This is a genomic window from Marinitoga okinawensis, from assembly GCF_055387075.1.
The window spans coordinates 1,220,279-1,240,159 of sequence record NZ_AP042422.1; the positions used below are offsets into that span (position 1 = coordinate 1,220,279).

A 19,881-nucleotide genomic window follows, 5' to 3' on the forward strand; every position below is an offset into this window, starting at 1 on the left:
TCATAAATTAAAATAGTTTTAATTGTTTTTCATTTCTTGAAAATTTGCGTTGTTTGATTTTCTTCATATTTTTTAATTTAGTTTCAAATTCCGTTTTATTAGAAATTTCTTCCATAACTTCTTTTGCCCTATTAACAACTTCCAAGGGAATACCTGCTAATTTCGCAACTTCAATTCCATAACTTTTATTACTTATGCCATCCTCTATTTTATGCAAAAATATTATACCAGATTCAGTTTCTAAAACTTTTACTCTTTTATTAACAATACCATTATAAAAATCATTTAACATAGTTAATTCCATATAATGTGTAGCAAATATTGTGTAAGCCTTTAATACTTGATATATATATTCAGATGTTGCCCACGCTACACTTATCCCATCAATAGTTCCAGTCCCTCTTCCTACTTCATCTAAAAGGATTAAACTCTCTTCATCGGCATGATTTAATATAGTAGAAACTTCTGACATTTCAACTAAAAAAGTGGATTTACCACTAACAACATCATCTTTTGCACCAATTCTAGTATAAATATTTTTAAATATTGGTAATTCAACATAATCAGCAGGTACATAAGAACCTATTTGAGCCATTATAGATATTATACCTATTTGTCTTAAGTAGGTGGATTTACCACTCATATTTGGCCCTGTTAAAATAACGAATCTTTTCTCTTTATCTAAAACAATATCATTTGATGTAAAATTTTCTACAAATTTTTCCACAACAGGATGTCTGCCGTTTTTAATAATAAAAACATCATCTTTAAAAGTTGGTCTAACATAATTGTTTTTTATAGAAGCTTCTGCAAAACCTCTTAAAATATCTATTTTAGATATTTCAGTAGAAAGATTTTTAATTTCTTTAACGTATTTTTGTAAGTTTAAAAGTAATTCATTATAAATCCTTTTCTCCAATTCATCGATTTTTTTCTCAGCTATAGAATATTTTTCTTCTAAATTTCTTAACTCATCTGTTATAAACCTTTCTGAATTAACTAATGTTTGTTTTCTAATATAGTTAGGAGGAACTTTATCAATATTTGCTTTTGTTACCTCTATATAAAATCCATATATTTTATTTCTTGCAACTTTTAAATTATTTATTCCAGTTTTTTCTTTTTCTTTTATTTCGATTTCTTTCAAAAATTCAGAAGAATTTTCAAATATCAATCTGTATTGATCTAATTCTTTATCAAATCCTTTTTTTATAACTTTTCCTGAACCAATTTGATTTGATGGCTCTTCAATTATAGACTCGTTTAAAAGAGTTTTTAATTCATATAACTCATCAAATTTTTTTAAATTTAATGATAACAACAATTCATTAATATAAGGAATTACTTCAAGAGTTACTTTTAAAGCAATTAAGTCTCTAGGTGTGGCTCTTAAAAGAGCAATCCTTGAAGAAATTCTTTCAACATCTCTTATTGAAGATAAATATTCCTTTAATTCCTCCAATACTAAAGGATCATTCCTAAATAATTCAACAATATTCAAACGCTCTTCAATCTCATTTTTATTAATTAAAGGTTTTGAAATCCATTGTTGCAAAGTCCTCGAACCCATAGAAGTTTTAGTAAATTTTAAAACATCATATAAAGTTTTTCCTTTATTTTCTTTATTTGGCAACAAACCTAGATTTAAAATTGTAGTTGAATCAAGCATCATATTATTATAAGATTTAAATCTTTTTGGTAAAGAAAAATGAGTAATTTTTTGTTTTTGGGTAATTTCAAGATACTTCAAAACAGCACCTAATGCTATTAATTCATTTTTTTCTAAATTAAGAACATCAATATTTAATAACTCATAACTCTCTTTAATAATTTCTTCATAATTGTTATTAAAATACCATTCATCTAATACTTCAATATATATATCAGATCTAATATTTTTTATTTTTTTTGATAAATCATAAATATTATTTGAAATTAAAATTTGAACAAAGGAATATGAAGAAATAAAATCCATAATTTCATTTTCTGAAAACTTGAAATTATCAATATATAATTCACCCGTACTAAAATCAAATATTACAAAAACATAATCCATATTATTCCTGGAATAAATCATTAATGAATATCTATTATTTTCATCAATCATAGTTTCTTCTACAACTGTTCCGGGTGTATATATTTTAGTAACTTCTCTTTTTACAATACCTTTTGCTGTAGCCGGATCTTCAACTTGATCACAAATCGCTACTTTGTATCCCTGCTCTAATAATTTTTTTAAATAATTATCTAAAGCGTGATATGGTATTCCTGCCATAGGATGGCCATTTCTTTGAGTCAATGTGATTTGAAGGGCCTCGCTGGTTATTTTAGCATCTTCAAAAAATGTTTCATAAAAATCTCCTAATCTAAATAAAAGAATACAATCTTTATGTTCATTTTTTATTTCTAAATATTGTCTAATCATCGGGGTTAGATTGCTGATAATATCACCTTCCCATTATATCAGGGTGCTTTCGCACCCTGATAATGAAAATTATTAAATTAATATTACACCAGGGCGCTTAGCGCCCTGGTTTATTTTATCTCTTTCCTACTCTTTATAACTTTATCAATTAAGCCGTATTCTAATGCTTCCTCTGAAGACATGAAATAATCTCTGTCAGTATCTTTTTCTATAACTTCAATAGGTTGACCGGTATGATTACTTAAAATACCATTTAACATTTTTTTGATTCTTAATAATTCTTGTACCTGTATTTCAACATCTTTCGCAGTCCCTTGAGCTCCACCCCAAGGTTGATGTATCATAATTCTAGAATTTGGCAAAGCAAATCTCTTGCCTTTAGCTCCTGCAGCTAATAAAACCGCTCCCATAGATGCTGCTTGACCAATACATATAGTAGCAACATCAGGTTTTATATATTGCATGGTATCATACATTGCTAATCCAGCAGTAACAGATCCTCCAGGACTATTTATATATAAATAAATATCTTTTTCTGGATCTTGTGCTTCTAAAAACAAAAGTTGAGCTACTACTAAATTAGATACATAATCATTTACATCTGAACCTAAAAAAATTATCCTATCTTTCAATAATCTTGAATATATATCGTAAGCTCTTTCATATCTTCCTGTAGATTCAACTACGACTGGTATAGGCATACTCATTGATTATTCACCTTCCTTATTTTTTCAAATATTTTTTCAACCGGAAGAGCCAATAAAAACATATGACCACTATCTGTAAAAATTATAGATTTAACACTTTTACCATATGTTAAATCAACTAAACTAGTTGTATTTTGATGTTCTTTTTTTAACCTCTTAAAATGTGCGAATTTTTCTGGTATAATAGAATGTATTCTTTCTGCAATCAAAAAAGAGTTTTTTGTTACATTTATGATAGCCACATTTTCACCTCCATCTTTTATATTATACACCGAAAATATTAAAAAATCAAAACGGAGGCGATAAAATGAGTGAAAATATTTTTATAGATGAAGCGATTATTACAGTTACTGCTGGAAAAGGAGGAGACGGTGTAGTAAGCTTTAGAAGAGAGAAATATGTTCCAAAAGGAGGTCCGGATGGTGGGGATGGTGGAGATGGTGGGAATGTTATAATAGTATCTTCGATGGAAAGAAATACATTGACTGATTTTAGATACAAGAAGAAATTCAGAGCAGAGAATGGGAAAAATGGCCAGGGTAAAAAAATGCACGGGAAAAATGGAGAAAATCTTATAATTAAGGTTCCTGTCGGTACATTGGTATATGATTATGAAACAAATGAATTAATAGCTGATCTAAAATATCCTAACCAATATGTAGTCGTTGCAAGAGGTGGAAAGGGTGGAAGAGGTAATATACATTTTGTAAATTCAAAAGTTCAAGCACCTACAATTGCTGAAAAAGGTGTCGAAGGCGAAACAAGAGTTTTAAAATTAGAATTAAAGGTTTTAGCAGATGTCGGAATAATAGGATTTCCTAATGTTGGAAAATCCACATTGATTTCTATTATATCTAATGCTAAACCTAAAATAGCAAATTATCATTTTACAACATTAATACCTAATTTAGGTGTTGTTAATATGGGTGATGGAAATACTTTTGTAGTTGCAGATATTCCGGGATTAGTACCTGGTGCTCATAACGGAACAGGGTTAGGAGATAAGTTTTTAAAACACGTTGAAAGATGTTACTGTTTAGTTCATGTTTTAGATATTTCAGAAAGCGAAGGAAGAAGTGCCAAAGACGATTATTATGTAATACGTGAAGAATTGGAAAAATTTTCACCAGATTTAGCAGAAAAAAAAGAAATTGTGGTTGGAAACAAAGCCGATTTATTAAGTGAAGAAGAATTAAATAAAAAAATTGAAAAATTAGAAAAAGAATTAAATAAAAAAATTATACCAATTTCTGCTGCAACAAAGAAAAATATAGATATTTTGTTAAATGAAATATGGGAAAATATCAGAGATATGAGAATAGATAGGCAAAAGGAAATTTTAGAGTCTTTAAAAAATGCTCCAGAAAAATTAAAACTTAAAATTTCTCCAGTTGACTTTGAAGTTCCCAAAAAAGTTAACTTTGAAATAATAAAATGGGATGATGGTGTTTATGAAGTTACTGGGAAAGATGTCGAATTATTATTAAAAAAATATCCTATTGATCAAAAAGATGCAAGGATTAAGATTTTAGAAATTCTCGAAAAAAGTGGATTAGAAAAAACTTTAAGAAATCTTGGGGTAAAAGAAGGAGATACGGTTTATTTGGGAAACTTTGCATTTGAATATATGGAGTGATTATGATGATAGTATTGTATGGAGGATCTTTTAATCCCCCTCATATTGGCCATAGGATAATAGCTGAATATGCATATGATTATTTAAAACCAAATAAATTTTTAATAACTCCAGCAGTGATTCCACCTCATAAATTAGACGAAAAAAACATCGCAAATTTTGAATTACGAAAAAAATGGTGTGAGATTGCTTTTCCGAAAGAAAGATTTACAGTTTCTGATATAGAAAATGATTTACCTAAACCATCATATACTTATCAAACAGTATTGAAATTAAAAGAACTATATAATGATGATATATATTTATTAATAGGTGAAGACTCTCTAATTAATTTTCATACATGGTATAAATGGAAACAATTAATAGATGAAGTAACGTTAGTTGTCTATAAAAGATATTCGGAAAAATTAAAATTTGAAAATTATAAATTACCCCATATATTTTTAAATTCTCCTTTAATTGAAATTTCATCTACAGATATTAGAAATAGAGTAAAAAAAGGATTAAGTATATATGGGATGGTTTCAGATAAAATAGTTCAAGAAATAAAAAATACCTATAGGTGAAATTACCTATAGGTATTTTTTATTTCTTCTTTTATTCCCTTATAATACTCTTCTATAATCTTTATTTTTTCTAAAGCTATTTTTCTTCCAGTTTCAGTATTCATATTTTCAGGTATTTTAAAAATTTTAGTTTCTATATATTTTAGATGTTCTTCTAAAGACTTTCTTTTTTTATTCATCAATATTCTTGCTAATCCTGTATATCCTAATAAATCTAATTTATCAGCATCTATTAAAATATTTGCTTCCAAAATATTTGCTTTTTTAAGTTTATGACTTGCAATACAATACGCAACATCTGATGCATTTTTGTAATTAAGTTGAATTAAAAACTCTTCAGCTCTATGTGCCCCTTCTAATGCATGATCTTTTATTTTTCCTTCTACTTCATCTTTTTTAGCTATATCGTGTAAAAGAGCTGCATAAGTTACTATTTCTAAATTTCCACCTTCTTTTTCTGCAATTTTCCTAGCATTATATGTAACTCTTTTAATATGACCTAAATCATGAGTTATATCAAATTCAAATATCTTTTCTTCTATATTCACCATTTACTATCTCCTCCAAATAATCCACCTAATAAATTTCCACCTATACCATCTATTCCTTTAGTTTCACCTTGATTCTTAAATCTTGCAGCCGAATAAATTCTATCTGCAAGTCTAGAAAATGGAAGACTTTGTAAATAAACAATACCTGGTCCCGTTAACCTGGTAAGAAATAATCCTTCTCCTCCAAATAAAGCATTTTTAAATCCACCTACAAACTGAATATCATAATCTACTGTATTTGAAAAACCAACAACACAGCCAGTATCTACACGCAGTGATTCGCCTGGAAGTAAGTTTTTTTCAATAATCATACCTCCAGCATGTACAAAAGCTAACCCATCTCCAACAAGTCTTTCTAATATAAATCCTTCACCACCAAATAATCCAGCACCAATTTTTTTAGTAAAAGCAATCTCAATATCTATTCCTGCTGCTGAACACAAATAACTATCTTTTTGACATATAAATTCTCCACCAAATTTAATTAAATCAATAGGAATTACTTTACCAGGATAAGGTGCACCAAATGCAACATGTTTTTTACCAGAGCTACTATTAATAAAATTCGTTACAAAAAAACTTTCCCCAACTATCATTCTTTTTAATCCTTTAAAAAATCCACCACCTGTGTTAGTTTGCATTTCTATTCCATCTTCAATATACATCATTGCTCCAGCTTCAGCACGAACACCTTCACCAGGATCTAATTCTATCTCCACTAATTGCATGTCATCACCTATAATTTTGTAGTCAATAATATCAGCCATAATATCCCCCTTGAAATGGTATTTATATCTTCATTATATCATAAATTTAAATTCTAAGGAATTTTTAAGAAAAGAATGATATTATATCAACACTAATTTATATATAGATAAAGGGGGCGAAAAAATGAAAAAAATGAGTTCTTTACAAAAATTACGACTTTTTATACAAATAGCATTTGTTGCTTTCGTAATTTATGTAAGTATAGGTCATTATTTAGTAGAGCAATATCCTAATCTTCAATTATTTGGTGTAGCAAGTTTACATGCATTATGTCCCTATGGTGGTGTAGTAAATCTTTATACGTTTTTCTCGACAGGTGATTATGTAAGTAAATTACATCAATCAGTATTTATTATGTTATTTGCATTATTAGGATTATTATTATTTTCAGGAGCATCTTTTTGTGGATGGATATGTCCATTGGGTTCGGTTCAAGAATGGTTTGGGAAATTAGGTAAAACAATATTTAAAAAGAAATATAATAAAGTTCCTGTTAAACTCGATAAAATTTTAAGTTATTTAAAATATATCGTTTTAGCTATTGTTATTATTCAAACTGCAAGAACAAGCAAATTAGTATTTGAACCTTATGATCCATATTATAATCTTTTTAATATATGGACAGATGAAATTGCTATTACAGGTTATATCTCGGTTTTATTAACTCTTGGCTTATCATTATTTGTTGAAAGACCATTTTGCAGATATGCATGCCCTTTAGGAGCAATAAATGGACTTTTTAATTCATTTAGTATTTTCAATATAAAAAGGAAAAAAGAAACTTGTATAGATTGTGGATTGTGTGATAAGGCTTGCCCAGTTGGCATAGTTGTATCTAACAAAAATGCACTTAATAGTCCTCAATGTATAAGATGTATGAAATGTGTTGAAGCCTGTCCAGTGAATGACAATGAAAAATTAACTTTACAAGTTAGACCGATATTATCTAAACCTGAAAAAAGCAAAAAGATACTTAACAAATGGACATATTCATTTATAGTATTATTTATATTTTTAGGTGTTATTTTATTTGCAAATGTAACGGGGAATTTTATTACTGAAAGAATAAAGACATATGAAGATATAAACGATATTAGAGGATCATCTACAATTCAGGAAATTATAGATCATTATCCGATATCTAAAGAAGAACTTTATAAATCTTTTGGTATTCCAAGAACAATAATAACAACTGCAAAATTAAAAGATTTAGCTGAAATGATGGGATTGGATGAGGAATTAGAAATAGTTTCTCCAGAAAGCATCAGAACGTTTATGGGATACATAGATAAACCTATTTTAGACTTTGTTAATTACCTTGGAAAAGATATAAATGAAATAGAAGAGTTAAAATCAATCGATGGAATAGAAAATATGACAGTTAGAGATATTATAAAGAAAACTAAACCTGGGTTTATAGCATATTTAATTAGTGGATATTGGCCATCTCAATATGAGACGATTAATCATGAGGATATTTCAGAAATATCTACAGAAACTATACATGATGCCAATTCCAGCGAAGAACATGATAATGCAACATTTATTGTTAGAGGTAAAACAACGTTAAAGGAAATAAAAAATATAATAGATGATTTCGATGAATTTTTATCTAAATATAATATTCCAAAAAATGAAGATTTAAATATAGCATTGAAAGATTTAGCTGAAAAATACAATATATATATGGGAGATATAAAAACATATATTGAAGAGCATATAAAATAATTTATAAATATGATAACTTAGCCTTTTCTAAAGATTTAGGAAAGGCTACTTTTATATGTTATAATTATAAGTGGTGATAAAATGAAAGTATATAATATAGGAGAAGCGATTCCAGGAATCTTTATTGAAAGACCAAACAGATATTTAGCTAAAATAAAAATAAATAATAAAATAGAAGATGTCCATGTTCATGATCCCGGAAGATTACATGAATTATTATATAAAAATAACGAAGTTCTAATAAAAAAAGTTAATAATCTAAAAAGGAAAACAAAGTATGATTTAATTGCAGCAAAAAAGGAAGATGATTATGTTTTAGTAAATTCTATGTATCACAGATATATTGCTGAAAAAATATTAAAAGAAAAGTATAAAGATTTAAAAGCTGAAGTAAAATATAACAATAGTAGAATAGATTTTTTAGCAAATAATAACATATGGATTGAAATAAAAGGATGCACTTTATCAAAAAATGATATTGCTTTATTTCCTGATGCCCCCACCAAAAGAGGATTAAAACATTTAAATGAATTAATTGAATTAAAAAACATGGGCTATGAAACCCATGTATATTTTTTAATTTTTTCTAAAGCAAAATTCTTTTCTCCAAATTGGGAAACTGATCCGGAATTTTCAAAAAAATTAATAGAAGCAAAAAGAGCTGGTGTAAAAATACATCCTTTATTATTTTCATATAAAAATGATATTATATATTTTGAAAAAGAAATTAATTTAAGGGAATAATCAAATAATGATTATTCCTTTTTCTATATATACTTTTGCTAAAGTAACCATTTGTCCCCAGCCTACAGCACATCCATATTTAATACTTAACTCATTAATATCAAATATTTGAGTATAATCTAAAATTTTTATCCAAGTTCCTTCGCCCCCTTCTGTAAAATCTATATCAACTTTACTCCTATAGCCATTTTCATATTCATACCACCAAAAAGATATTTTCTTTTTATCTATAATATCAACAATATATCCGGAATCTTCTACAACTTCGCCTAAAGTTAATCTTTCCCATCTAAAATATATTTTTCCATTTGGAGTTAATTCCATTTTCATACCGTCTGTAAACCAAGGATCCCAGCCATTTTTATTAACAAAAGTTTTCCACACTTTCTCGATAGGAGCTTTAAAAAATTCCATCACTTCAATAGGGGGAGTATCTAACATAAAATCACCTCACATTATATTATTCAATAATGCATTGAAATATTCATTCATGTGGATTTAACCAAAAATGATGGATAGTCTAAATTTAACTAAAAAATAGTATTTTATATTGTCTCTAACTAAAATGTATATTATTACCAAAATAAAATATGAAAAAATAATATGAGTGAATCCTTGAAAATTCCCGAAAAAATGTGAATGAAGCCTGTCAATTTTGCATGGATGCAAAATTGAACAAAACCGAACATGGATGTGAGTTTTCGTGACAGGCGAGAATGAACATTTTTGAGAATTAAGAATTTTCACTGGATGAGCAAATATTATTTTGATTATTTTATTTTGTAGTTTGTAGACAAAGTACAGCCCCTATTAGGGGCTGTTGATTATTTCATAAATGGATATGTATAATCTTCAGGTGGATTGAAGTTTTCTTTAATGGATCTTGCAGATGTCCATCTTAACAAATTTAAATAACTCCCTGCTTTATCATTTGTACCAGAACCTCTTGAGCCTCCAAATGGTTGTTGATCTACAACAGCACCTGTTGGTTTATCATTAATATAAAAGTTACCTGCTGCATGAACTAATATTTTTTCAGCTTTTCTTATAGCTTCTCTATCTTGTGCAAAAATAGAACCGGTTAATCCATATGGAGAAGTTTGATCACATAATTTTAAAACATCTTCATATTTATCATCATCATAAACGTATAATGTTAAAACGGGACCAAAAATTTCTTCTTCCATTGTTTTGAAATGTGGATCATCAGTTAAAACTATTGTTGGTTTAATATAATAACCTACAGAATCATCATATTCTCCACCAACAAGTATTTCTGCATTTTCTTTTGCATATTCTATATATCCTGTTATTTTTTTGAATGCAGCTTTATCTATAACAGCATTAACAAAATTCGAAAAATCTGTAGGAGCTCCTATTTTTAGATTTTTTGTAGTTTCAATCAATTCATCTTTTATATCTTCCCATACAGTTTTTGAAATGTATGCTCTTGATGCTGCAGAGCATTTTTGGCCTTGATATTCAAAAGCACCTCTTATTAATGCAGTAATAAGAGCTTTTCTATTTGCTGTATGATGAGCAATAACAAAATCTTTTCCACCAGTTTCTCCAACAATTCTAGGGTAAGATTTATAATTTCTAATATTTTTACCAATAGATTCCCACATTGAATTAAATGTGTTAACTGAACCTGTAAAATGTACACCACCAAAATTAGGATCTGAAAATACTATTTCTCCAACTTTAGAACCAGGACCTGGAATAAAGTTTATTACACCATCAGGTAATCCCGCTTCTTGGAGCAACTTCATTATATGATATGCAGTATATACTGCCGAGGAAGCTGGTTTCCATAAAACAACATTCCCCATAATTGCTGGAGCCGTTGGTAAATTTCCGGAAATAGAAGCGAAATTAAATGGAGGTACAGCAAAAATAAATCCATCTAAAGCTCTATATTCCATTCTATTTAAAATACCTTTTGAAGATTGTGGTTGTTCTGTATAAATTTTAGTAGCATAATATGAGTTAAACCTAAAGAAGTCTATTAACTCACATGCAGAATCGATTTCTGCTTGAAAAACATTTTTCCCTAAATCAAGCATTGCTGCAGCATTTAACGTACTTCGCCAGGTAGTTGATAATAATTCAGCAGCTTTTAAAAATATAGATATCCTATCGATGTAGGAATAATTTTCCCATTCTTCTTTTGCTTTTATAGCAGCATCGATAGCCATTTTAATTTCTTTTTCACCAGCCATATGATAATAGGCAAGTATATGATTGTGATCATGGGGCATTATACATTTTCCTAGATTACCGGTTTTTACTTCCTTTCCGCCAATTATCAATGGAATTTCAATTTCTTTAGAGGATAATTCCTCTAATTTTTCTTTTAATTCTTCTCTCTCTTTCGAACCAGGTTCATAAGATAAAATAGGTTCATTTTTTGGCCTTTCCATAACAAAAATACTATTAAACATACCATATCCCTCCCTTAAACTACTGATGGTTCTTTGATAATTTCATTACGTTTAAACCTACCAATATCTAAAACTACATCCCAAGATAATTTATTTCCCAAAATAATATCTTTCATTAAAATACCTACAGCAGGTGCCAGCATAAATCCATGGCCACTAAATCCTATTGCTAAATAAAAACCCTCAACTTCCTCACATTTGCTAACAATGGGTTGATGATCTGGAGATATGTTATAATATCCAGCCCATTGACGTACAACTCTTAAATTTTTGGTAGGTGGTAGTAAATGTGTTACCTTTTGGGCCATATTTTCTAAAAACTGCCAACTGCTTCTCAAACTCGTTGTTCTTTCTTTTGGCCCATATCCCATGATAAATGAACCATGAGGAGTTTGTTGACAATATATGTTATATGAAAATGACATAACCATTGGTCCAAGTATTTCATTGACAGGTTCTGTGGCTAAAATTTCATGTCTTTCAGAGCAAACAGGTAAATCAATACCAACCATTTTTCCAACATTCTGCGACCATCCACCAGCGGCATTAACCACTTTTTCTGTTTCTATAAATCCATGATTTGTATATACACCTTTTATTTTTCCATTTTTTACTAAAATGTCCAATACTTCTACTCCTTTATTTATTTCCACACCTAAATTTTCAGCAGCTTTAGCATAAGCTATAGTTGTTAAAAATGGATTAGCATGACCATCTTTTTCATAATAAGCTGCACCTAATAAACTGTCAGTATTTAAAAATGGCACTATATCTTTTGCCTCATCTGGAGTTAATAGTTTTGAATTTATTCCAAGCGAATTTTGTAATTGAACATTTTTCTGAAATTGATTCCATTCTTTTTCAGTGAAAGCTAATAAAAGATATCCTTTTTGCTTAAATTCAATATCGATGTCTACATTTAATTCATCTTTTATATTTTCAAAAATTTTCACACTTTCTCTTGCCAATATACAGTTTTGTTTTGTTCCCCACTGTTGTCTAACTCCCGCTCCACATCTTCCTGTAGCACCATAAGCTAAATATTTTCTTTCTAATAAAACTATATCTTTGACACCAGCTTTTGCTAGATTATATGCTATAGAAACACCTGTAATACCTCCACCGATAATAACTATTGAAGCTTTATTTTTCATTATTTTCACCTACAATCTCTTTAAAAAATAATCCTCCAAAAGGTGGTCGATTGCTAGGTTTATATATTTCTTCAATTGGTTTACCTGTTATTTTTGAGATTTCTCTTGCAATAATAGGGCCACATGTTTTTCCCTGGCAAGGCCCCATTCCTGCTCTTGAAACCCTTTTTATTTCCTCAACAGTGGTATAACCTTCATGAATTAAATCTCTAATCTCTTTTAATGTAATATCTTCACATCGACAGACAATAATTTTTTCTTCATCCATCTTATCTCACCACCCTTATGTGGCGTGCATTATTTATATTTTCTTTCGAAACTTTTATTTCTATTAAATTGGTTTTATCTTTCATTTTTCTAACGTTCAACACTACATTTTTTTCTAAGAAATTCCCTTCTCTATCCATAATTTCAACCATTTCACCTTTTTCGGGCAAAGGTAAAAATTCATAAGGTAATAATACACTTTCTTTTTTCTTATCCACTACAAAAATGGCTAATCCAGGGCAAACAGCTACACAATTCCCACAACCTATACATTTTCTTTCATCTAATTTTGGTATTCCATTCAATGAATCCATTGATATAGCATTAGTTGGACAACTTGAAACACATGGGTTACATGGTATATTTTGAAAACACTCCATTATTGCGAATCTATTACTATCTTTTGGAATAATATTCTCTATCATTTCTTTTTCAGGAACGCCTGTTCTATGTAATTTTCCTAAATCCTTTTGTGAATCAACAATAAAATCTTTATATAAATCTAATTTTTTTAACCCACTTACTACCTTTGATGAAGTTTTTCTTAGTTCCTTTAAATGCTCCTTAATTTCATTGATTCTTTTATCAAAAGTATTGGTTATTTCGTATGCTGCATATAAACCCGCTAATTCACCTTCAAGCATTGCAGCGGTTGCTTCTTCTATTCCAGCAGAATCACCAGCTACAAAAACATTTTCTACAGTTGTTTTCATATTTTCATCTCTTACAGGTACATATCCACCTAATTCTGGTATATATTTCATTTTACAATTAATTTGATTCAAGATATCAGAAAGTGGCATTAATCCAGTAGCCAAACATATTACATCACAATATATTTCTCTTTTTTCTTTAGTTTCAACATTTTCAATTATAGCTCCTTTAACTTTTCTATCACCTAAAGCTTTAACTATAGTATGTTTTGTATATATTGGTATTCCCAATCTTCTTACTTTTGAAGCATGAACTAAATATCCACCTATTTTTTCTGAAATTTCTACAATACCTTTTACTTTAACTCCCGCTTGAGCAAGTTGATAAGATACTATTAATCCAATATTTCCTGAACCAATCATCAATACTTCTTTTCCTGGTAATATTCCATATACGTTCATTAATGTTTGTACAGCTCCAGCACCAAACACACCAGGTAAATCATTATTTTCAAATGGTAATGATTTTTCAAACGCTCCAGTTGCTATAATAATTTTCTTTGATTTAAATTTTTCCATTTTCTCTTTAACTAAAGCAGTAACAACACCATCTTCATAGTATCCAAGAACCATAGAATTTAAGAATACATCAATATTATCTTTATTATTAATTTCATTAATTAATTTTTGTGCGATATATATTCCTCTTGTTCCAGCTGATTCATCTTTTGAACCAAAGAATTTATGTGTCTGCTTAACTAATTGTCCCCCTAAAATATCTTTTTCTTCAAATAAAGCTATTTTTAAATTTAATTTAGCAGCTGCCAACGCTGCACTTATTCCTGCAGGCCCTCCTCCAATTATTAAAATATCATAGTTTTTCAATTAAATCACCCTTTGGCAGTTGTTTTCTAACTTGTATCCCTTCTTTAACTGGAGTTATACATATTCTTGTATTTGGAATACCATCAACTTCCATTAAACATGAAGAACAATGACCTATAGCACAAAATAGTCCTCTTGGCCTTCCAGTTTTTAATCCTTCTCTATATTCCCAAATCCCAAGAGCATGTAATGCTGCAGCTATAGTTTCTCCTTCATATCCCCAAACTTCTTCATTTTCAAAAAAAAATTTTACTTTTTTTCCTTTTTTGAAATCTAAAATTGGATGTTCTTGAATTCTCAATATATCCCCCCCTATGAAAAATCTTTCAATAATATTATACATCTTATATTAATATATATAAATTAAAAAAGACATTGTTTTTACTTAGTATTGCGAATTAATTAACTGTAATCTCTTATAACTTATTATTTTTAAAAAAGAAAACTTTTTTTAATTTATATAGATTTTTATCTTTTTAAAATCATATGTTATAATTAAGATAAATTTAAATTAGAATGTGGGGAAATATATGAATTACATAAATATAGTCTTTAATTATATAAAGGAATTGGAATATGATCATACTCATGATATTGGACATATTTTAAGAGTAACCAAAACAGCTGAACTCATTGCTATTAAAGAAAATGCAGACGTTGAAGTTGTAGTTATATCAGCTTTTTTACATGATATAGCGAGACCAGATGAATTAAAGGGAAAAATAAAGGACCATGCTTTAGAAGGTGCAGTAAGAGCCGAAACTTATCTGAAAAGCATTAATTACTCAAAATACAGAGATGTTTCATATTGTATAAAAACACATAGATTTAGTAATAATATAATTCCAAACACCTTAGAAGCTAAAATTTTACAAGATGCAGATAAATTAGATGCGCTAGGATATATTGGAATTTCTAGAGTTTTTATGCATAGAAATGGCGACAACATAGATGAAAGAATAAAACATTTTTATGCAAAAATTTTAAAATTAAAAGATTTAATGCATACAGATACCGCAAAAAAACTTGCTAATGAAAAAGCAAAAATTGTAGAAAATTTTGTTAATGGTTTAGAAAAAGAATTATATTATGAGGTGTATCATGGAAAAGAAAAATAAAATATTAGAAATATTAATGGATTCTGAAGAGCCTATAAAAGGAAAAGAATTGGCAGAAAAAATAGGTGTAAGCAGACAAATGATCATTCAATATATTTCAAAATTAAAGACAGAAGGACATAAAATCGCTTCTACAAGAGATGGTTATATATTAGAAAGAGAAAAAGGTATCAGAAAAATGATTGCTGTAAAACATTCTTCTAATGAGATTGAGGATGAGCTCTTTTCTATTGTAAATGCTGGCGGAACAGTGTTAGATGTAATTGTAGAACATCCTTTATATGGTGAAATAAAAGGTAGAATAGATGTAAAAACAGTAAATGATGTAATAAAATTTATGAGCCTATTAAAAACCACACATGCCACTCCTTTATTGGAATTATCAGAAGGAATACATATTCACACAATAGAAGTTAAAGATGAAAAAACTTTTGAGGAAGTAAAAAAAGCAATAAAAAAATATTTGATATTAGATTTATCATAAACGGGGGGATAATATGAAATTTATTGACTTAAGAAGTGATACTGTCACTGAACCAACTGAAGAAATGAGAAAAGTTATGTGTGAAGCAGAAGTTGGAGATGATGTGTATGATGAAGATCCTACAATAAAAAAACTTGAAAAAATGGCAGCAAAGATATTAGGAAAAGATGCAGGATTATTTGTTCCAAGTGGAACATTTGGTAATCAACTATCTATTTTTACACACTGTGAAAGAGGCAATGAAGTAATTGTCGGAGATGATTGCCATATAGTTCAACATGAAGCAGGAGCCGCTTCAATTATCGCTGGAGTTCAATTAAGAACCATAAATTCAGATAGAGGTGCCTTACCCCCAGAAGAAGTTGAAAGTAAAATCAGAAAAATAGAAGATATCCATTTCCCGAAAACTGGATTAATTTGTCTTGAAAATGCCCATTCCAATGGTAGAGTTATACCTTTATCAAATTTTGATAAAATAAGAAAAATTGCTGACAAATATAATGTTCCAATACATTTAGATGGTGCAAGAATATTTAATGCTGCAACAACTTTAAAAGTTGATCCAAAAGAAATTTCTAAATATGCTGATTCTATAAATTTTTGTTTGTCAAAAGGATTATGTGCCCCAGTAGGATCTATTGTTGTAGGTAATAAACAATTTATTGATAAAGCTAAAAAAAGAAGAAAAATAATGGGTGGTGGAATGAGGCAAGCGGGAATTTTAGCCGCTGCTGGAATAGTTGCACTGGAAAAAATGAGATTTAGATTACATGAAGATCATGAAAAAGCAAAGTATTTAGCTGAAAAATTATCTGAATTTGATTTTATTGATATTATTGAAAAAGTAGAAATCAATATGGTATTTTTTAAAATCAAAAAAGACTTTATTGATAAAGATTTTATTTCTTTCATGAAAAATAATGGAGTAAAAATTAATCCACCTGATGAAGGAATATATCGCTTTGTTACTCATTATTGGATAAAAAAAGAAGATATTGATAAAACTATAAAATTAATAGAAAAATACTTTATAAAATAACAATATTCAAGGGGGATTGAGGGTGAAATATTCAAAAGTCAATAGTGCTTATATATCCGGTTTTGAAGTAAAACCAATTATTGTTGAAGTTGATATCAATTCAAAAGCTACACAACAAATTTTTAAAATAGTTGGAATGCCAAATACTGCTATATTAGAAAGTCAAAAAAGAGTTTACAGTGCTATTAGGAATTCAGGTTTTACTTTTCCAAATGGTAATGTTACAGTTAATCTTGCTCCAAGCAATATAAAAAAACAAGGTACCCATTTTGATTTACCAATAGCAATTTCAATATTATTAGCTTCAAAACAAATAAATATGGAAATTGATAACTATTATATCTTTGGGGAAATTGGCTTAAATGGTGAAATTAGAGGAATTCCAGGAATTACTCTATTTCTTTTGGAGATTGCAAATAGTAATAAGGACGCTAAATTTATTATCCCTAAAGAAAATGAGGAAGAATCATTATTTATTAAAAACAGAGAAATATATGTCATAGAAAAACTAAGTGATATAGTCAAAATTTCTAATGAAGAAGATAGAACTACATACAAATCAAATCCTAAAAATATATATAATGAAGATGAAAATGAAGATTTAGATTTTTCTGATATAAAAGGACAATTCTTTGCTAAAAGAGCTGCTGAAATAGCTGCCGCCGGTTTTCATAATATTTTAATGAAAGGCAGTCCTGGTTCTGGGAAAACTATGATTGCACGCAGAATACCTACAATATTGCCTAAAATGACTCATGATGAAATAATAGAATCTACAAAAATTTATTCAATATATGGATATTTAAATAAAATTATATATAAAAGGCCATTTAGAGCACCTCATCATTCTGCATCCACAGCTTCAATAATAGGTGGGGGATCTGAAGCAAAGCCTGGAGAAGTGAGTTTAGCAAATAATGGAGTTTTGTTTTTAGATGAATTTCCTGAATTTAGAAATGATGTTATTGAATCATTGCGACAACCAATGGAAGATGGTATAGTTACCATTTCTAGAGCAAAATTAGTCGCTACATACCCCGCCAAATTCATGTTGGTTGCAGCTCAAAATCCTTGTCCCTGTGGTTATTATGGAGATCCTGAACATGAATGCACATGCTCAATATTGCAAATAAATAACTATAATAAAAAAATTTCTGGTCCAATAAAAGACAGAATAGATATAAGAATTAACATACCAAGAGTAAAGATAGAAGAAATTTTTAAAGATAGCACAGAGGAAAAATCTAAATCTATTAGAGAACGTGTAGCGATTGCTAGTAAAATACAGATAAATAGGCAGGGAAAATTAAATGGAAAGCTCTCTCAAAAAGAAGTTAAAAAGTATATATTTTTAGAAAATGATGCTGAAGAATTTTTAAAATCTGCTGCAAAAAAATATAAGATGACTGGAAGAGGTGTGAATAGAATACTAAAGGTTTCAAGAACTATAGCCGACTTAAAATCAAATAAAAATGTTACAATCGAAGATGTTGCCGAAGCTTTTCAATTTAGAGGTGATGAAAATATATAAAAATTTTTATGGTGATATATTTTTCAAAATTAAAAATGATAAAGATTTTATAGAAATTCTCGATTCTATAGAAAAAATACCTAAAAGATATCTTTACTTCTTTTCGGAAGTAAAGATTGAGGATTACTATTTGAATTATCTTGGAGATATGGTCATATTTCAAATAGAAAAAAATACAGAAAATAAAACCTTTTCAAATTTTGAGTTAAACAATGATTTAATTTATGAATTTATAGAATTATCAAAAAAATCAATAATTCCTTTTACAATACATGATTTAATAACTTTTTATAAAAAAGATTATGTAATTAGATATTTAAAATATGAGGAAAAACTCTTAGCCTTTTATATAATGAAAGATAACATTGTTGAATTTATTTTTTATAGCGTTGATAACATTAATTTGATTTTACAAACCTTAAATGATATTTCTTCTTTTATAAATGAAAAATACTATCATATTAATGCTTATACAAATCAAAAAATATTATTTAAATGGCTTAACGAATCTAAAAGAAGTATAACAAAAAAATTTTTTCTATATAGAATGAATAGTTTTGGAATATATTTAACCTCTCCTACGATAAATGATGCTGGAAAACTGATAGAATTTTATGAAAAAGTATTTAAAAATTCTAAAACATTAGCAACACAATTAGATGAATTCGATAAAACTACAAAAGATTTTAAAAATATAATTGAATTATCAAAGGAAAATTTTGGATTAAGAATTTTAATTGCAAAATATAAAGATAGAATAATCGGTAATTCTGATATATATTGGAATATTAATAGAGCTAGATTGGAAAGAACTGCAAAATTAGGAATAAGTGTTTTAGAAGAATTTAGAAATATGGGCATAGCAACTACTATGCTTAATAATCATTTATTATGGTGTCTTGAAAATCCTAAAATACATAGATTAGAACTTGAGGTATTTTCAAATAATAAAAATGCTATAAATTTATATAAAAAAATAGGATTTCAAGAAGAAGGAGCTAGAAAAGAAGCCGCATATATTGATGGTAAATATTATGATATATTATTTATGGGAATTATAACAGAACCTGATTTATATTTTTCAACATAATATTAATATACGCAAAAATTAAAAAAGGTTATTTTTGTGACGTAACCAATGTTTAACATTTCCTTTTTATATATGTCAAAGTATTCTTTTA

Annotated in this window: 20 protein-coding genes; 9 read left to right on the forward strand and 11 right to left on the reverse strand. The window is 28.3% G+C overall.

All coding sequences use genetic code 11. The features are described from left to right. Positions 1-7: 7 nt before the first annotated feature. The 3 genes from mutS to ACZ5CK_RS06050 form a co-directional block, all read right to left on the reverse strand. Positions 8-2,425 (reverse strand): DNA mismatch repair protein MutS, encoded by a 2,418-nt coding sequence (gene mutS, locus ACZ5CK_RS06040; protein ID WP_464580937.1) that lies wholly within the window; start codon positions 2,423-2,425, stop codon positions 8-10. A gap of 110 nt (positions 2,426-2,535) precedes the next feature. Next, positions 2,536-3,132: an ATP-dependent Clp endopeptidase proteolytic subunit ClpP gene (clpP, locus tag ACZ5CK_RS06045; RefSeq protein ID WP_464580938.1), complete on the reverse strand. Its 597-nt coding sequence runs from the start codon at positions 3,130-3,132 to the stop codon at positions 2,536-2,538. After that, positions 3,129-3,374, reverse strand: coding sequence for an extracellular matrix/biofilm biosynthesis regulator RemA family protein (locus tag ACZ5CK_RS06050; RefSeq protein ID WP_464580939.1), 246 nt, complete (start codon positions 3,372-3,374; stop codon positions 3,129-3,131). Before ACZ5CK_RS06050 ends, clpP begins: the two co-directional genes overlap by 4 nt. Positions 3,375-3,439: 65 nt before the next feature. On the opposite strand from ACZ5CK_RS06050, the gene obgE reads away from it, so the two are divergent. Next, entirely contained in the window at positions 3,440-4,768 is a 1,329-nt protein-coding gene (gene obgE / locus ACZ5CK_RS06055; RefSeq protein WP_464580940.1) for a GTPase ObgE, read from the forward strand. Positions 4,769-4,773: 5 nt separating this feature from the next. Continuing rightward, positions 4,774-5,334 carry a nicotinate (nicotinamide) nucleotide adenylyltransferase gene (nadD, locus tag ACZ5CK_RS06060; RefSeq protein WP_464580941.1) on the forward strand — a complete coding sequence of 187 codons (561 nt, stop codon included), beginning with the start codon at positions 4,774-4,776 and terminating at the stop codon, positions 5,332-5,334. Between the two features lie 2 nt (positions 5,335-5,336). Here nadD and ACZ5CK_RS06065 read toward each other — a convergent pair whose 3' ends face one another. Continuing rightward, positions 5,337-5,885, reverse strand: coding sequence for an HD domain-containing protein (locus ACZ5CK_RS06065; protein ID WP_464580942.1), 549 nt, complete (start codon positions 5,883-5,885; stop codon positions 5,337-5,339). Then, positions 5,879-6,652: a TIGR00266 family protein gene (locus ACZ5CK_RS06070; protein ID WP_464580943.1), complete on the reverse strand. Its 774-nt coding sequence runs from the start codon at positions 6,650-6,652 to the stop codon at positions 5,879-5,881. Before ACZ5CK_RS06070 ends, ACZ5CK_RS06065 begins: the two co-directional genes overlap by 7 nt. Before the next feature lie 124 nt (positions 6,653-6,776). On the opposite strand from ACZ5CK_RS06070, the gene ACZ5CK_RS06075 reads away from it, so the two are divergent. Continuing rightward, positions 6,777-8,381, forward strand: a complete 1,605-nt coding sequence (locus tag ACZ5CK_RS06075; RefSeq protein ID WP_464580944.1) for a 4Fe-4S binding protein — start codon at positions 6,777-6,779, stop codon at positions 8,379-8,381. An 81-nt stretch (positions 8,382-8,462) separates the two neighbouring features. Further along, complete coding sequence (gene sfsA / locus ACZ5CK_RS06080) at positions 8,463-9,125, forward strand: DNA/RNA nuclease SfsA (protein WP_464580946.1); 663 nt, start codon at positions 8,463-8,465, stop codon at positions 9,123-9,125. Here the strand turns inward: sfsA and ACZ5CK_RS06085 are convergent, their stop codons facing one another. The 6 genes from ACZ5CK_RS06085 to ACZ5CK_RS06110 form a co-directional block, all read right to left on the reverse strand. Further along, positions 9,126-9,566 carry an SRPBCC family protein gene (locus ACZ5CK_RS06085; RefSeq protein WP_464580947.1) on the reverse strand — a complete coding sequence of 147 codons (441 nt, stop codon included), beginning with the start codon at positions 9,564-9,566 and terminating at the stop codon, positions 9,126-9,128. It lies immediately after the preceding gene. A 383-nt stretch (positions 9,567-9,949) separates the two neighbouring features. Further along, positions 9,950-11,569, reverse strand: a complete 1,620-nt coding sequence (gene pruA, locus ACZ5CK_RS06090; RefSeq protein ID WP_464580948.1) for an L-glutamate gamma-semialdehyde dehydrogenase — start codon at positions 11,567-11,569, stop codon at positions 9,950-9,952. 14 nt (positions 11,570-11,583) lie between these two features. Next, positions 11,584-12,723, reverse strand: coding sequence for an NAD(P)/FAD-dependent oxidoreductase (locus ACZ5CK_RS06095; RefSeq protein WP_464580949.1), 1,140 nt, complete (start codon positions 12,721-12,723; stop codon positions 11,584-11,586). After that, the gene (locus ACZ5CK_RS06100) at positions 12,713-12,991 is read right to left on the reverse strand and encodes a (2Fe-2S)-binding protein (protein WP_464580950.1); all 279 of its coding nucleotides are present in this window, start codon (positions 12,989-12,991) and stop codon (positions 12,713-12,715) included. The genes ACZ5CK_RS06095 and ACZ5CK_RS06100 overlap by 11 nt, the downstream gene beginning before the upstream one ends. 1 nt (position 12,992) lies before the next feature. Next, complete coding sequence (locus ACZ5CK_RS06105; RefSeq protein ID WP_464580951.1) at positions 12,993-14,528, reverse strand: FAD-dependent oxidoreductase; 1,536 nt, start codon at positions 14,526-14,528, stop codon at positions 12,993-12,995. Then, complete coding sequence (locus ACZ5CK_RS06110) at positions 14,515-14,829, reverse strand: (2Fe-2S)-binding protein (protein ID WP_464580952.1); 315 nt, start codon at positions 14,827-14,829, stop codon at positions 14,515-14,517. Before ACZ5CK_RS06110 ends, ACZ5CK_RS06105 begins: the two co-directional genes overlap by 14 nt. Before the next feature lie 229 nt (positions 14,830-15,058). Between ACZ5CK_RS06110 and ACZ5CK_RS06115 the strand changes: the two genes are divergently transcribed. Genes ACZ5CK_RS06115 through ACZ5CK_RS06135 form a run of 5 tightly spaced genes read left to right on the forward strand, consistent with a single transcriptional unit; the run spans position 15,059 to position 19,790 of the window. Next, a complete protein-coding gene (locus tag ACZ5CK_RS06115; protein WP_464580953.1) occupies positions 15,059-15,646 on the forward strand; it encodes an HD domain-containing protein in 588 nt (195 codons plus the stop codon). Continuing rightward, positions 15,630-16,130: a 3H domain-containing protein gene (locus tag ACZ5CK_RS06120; protein ID WP_464580954.1), complete on the forward strand. Its 501-nt coding sequence runs from the start codon at positions 15,630-15,632 to the stop codon at positions 16,128-16,130. The genes ACZ5CK_RS06115 and ACZ5CK_RS06120 overlap by 17 nt, the downstream gene beginning before the upstream one ends. Positions 16,131-16,143: 13 nt before the next feature. Next, on the forward strand, positions 16,144-17,169 hold the full coding sequence (gene ltaE / locus ACZ5CK_RS06125; protein ID WP_464580955.1) for a low-specificity L-threonine aldolase: 1,026 nt from the start codon (positions 16,144-16,146) through the stop codon (positions 17,167-17,169). Between the two features lie 22 nt (positions 17,170-17,191). After that, complete coding sequence (locus ACZ5CK_RS06130) at positions 17,192-18,700, forward strand: YifB family Mg chelatase-like AAA ATPase (RefSeq protein WP_464580956.1); 1,509 nt, start codon at positions 17,192-17,194, stop codon at positions 18,698-18,700. Further along, positions 18,687-19,790, forward strand: a complete 1,104-nt coding sequence (locus tag ACZ5CK_RS06135) for a GNAT family N-acetyltransferase (protein WP_464580957.1) — start codon at positions 18,687-18,689, stop codon at positions 19,788-19,790. Before ACZ5CK_RS06130 ends, ACZ5CK_RS06135 begins: the two co-directional genes overlap by 14 nt. Positions 19,791-19,881 lie beyond the last annotated feature (91 nt).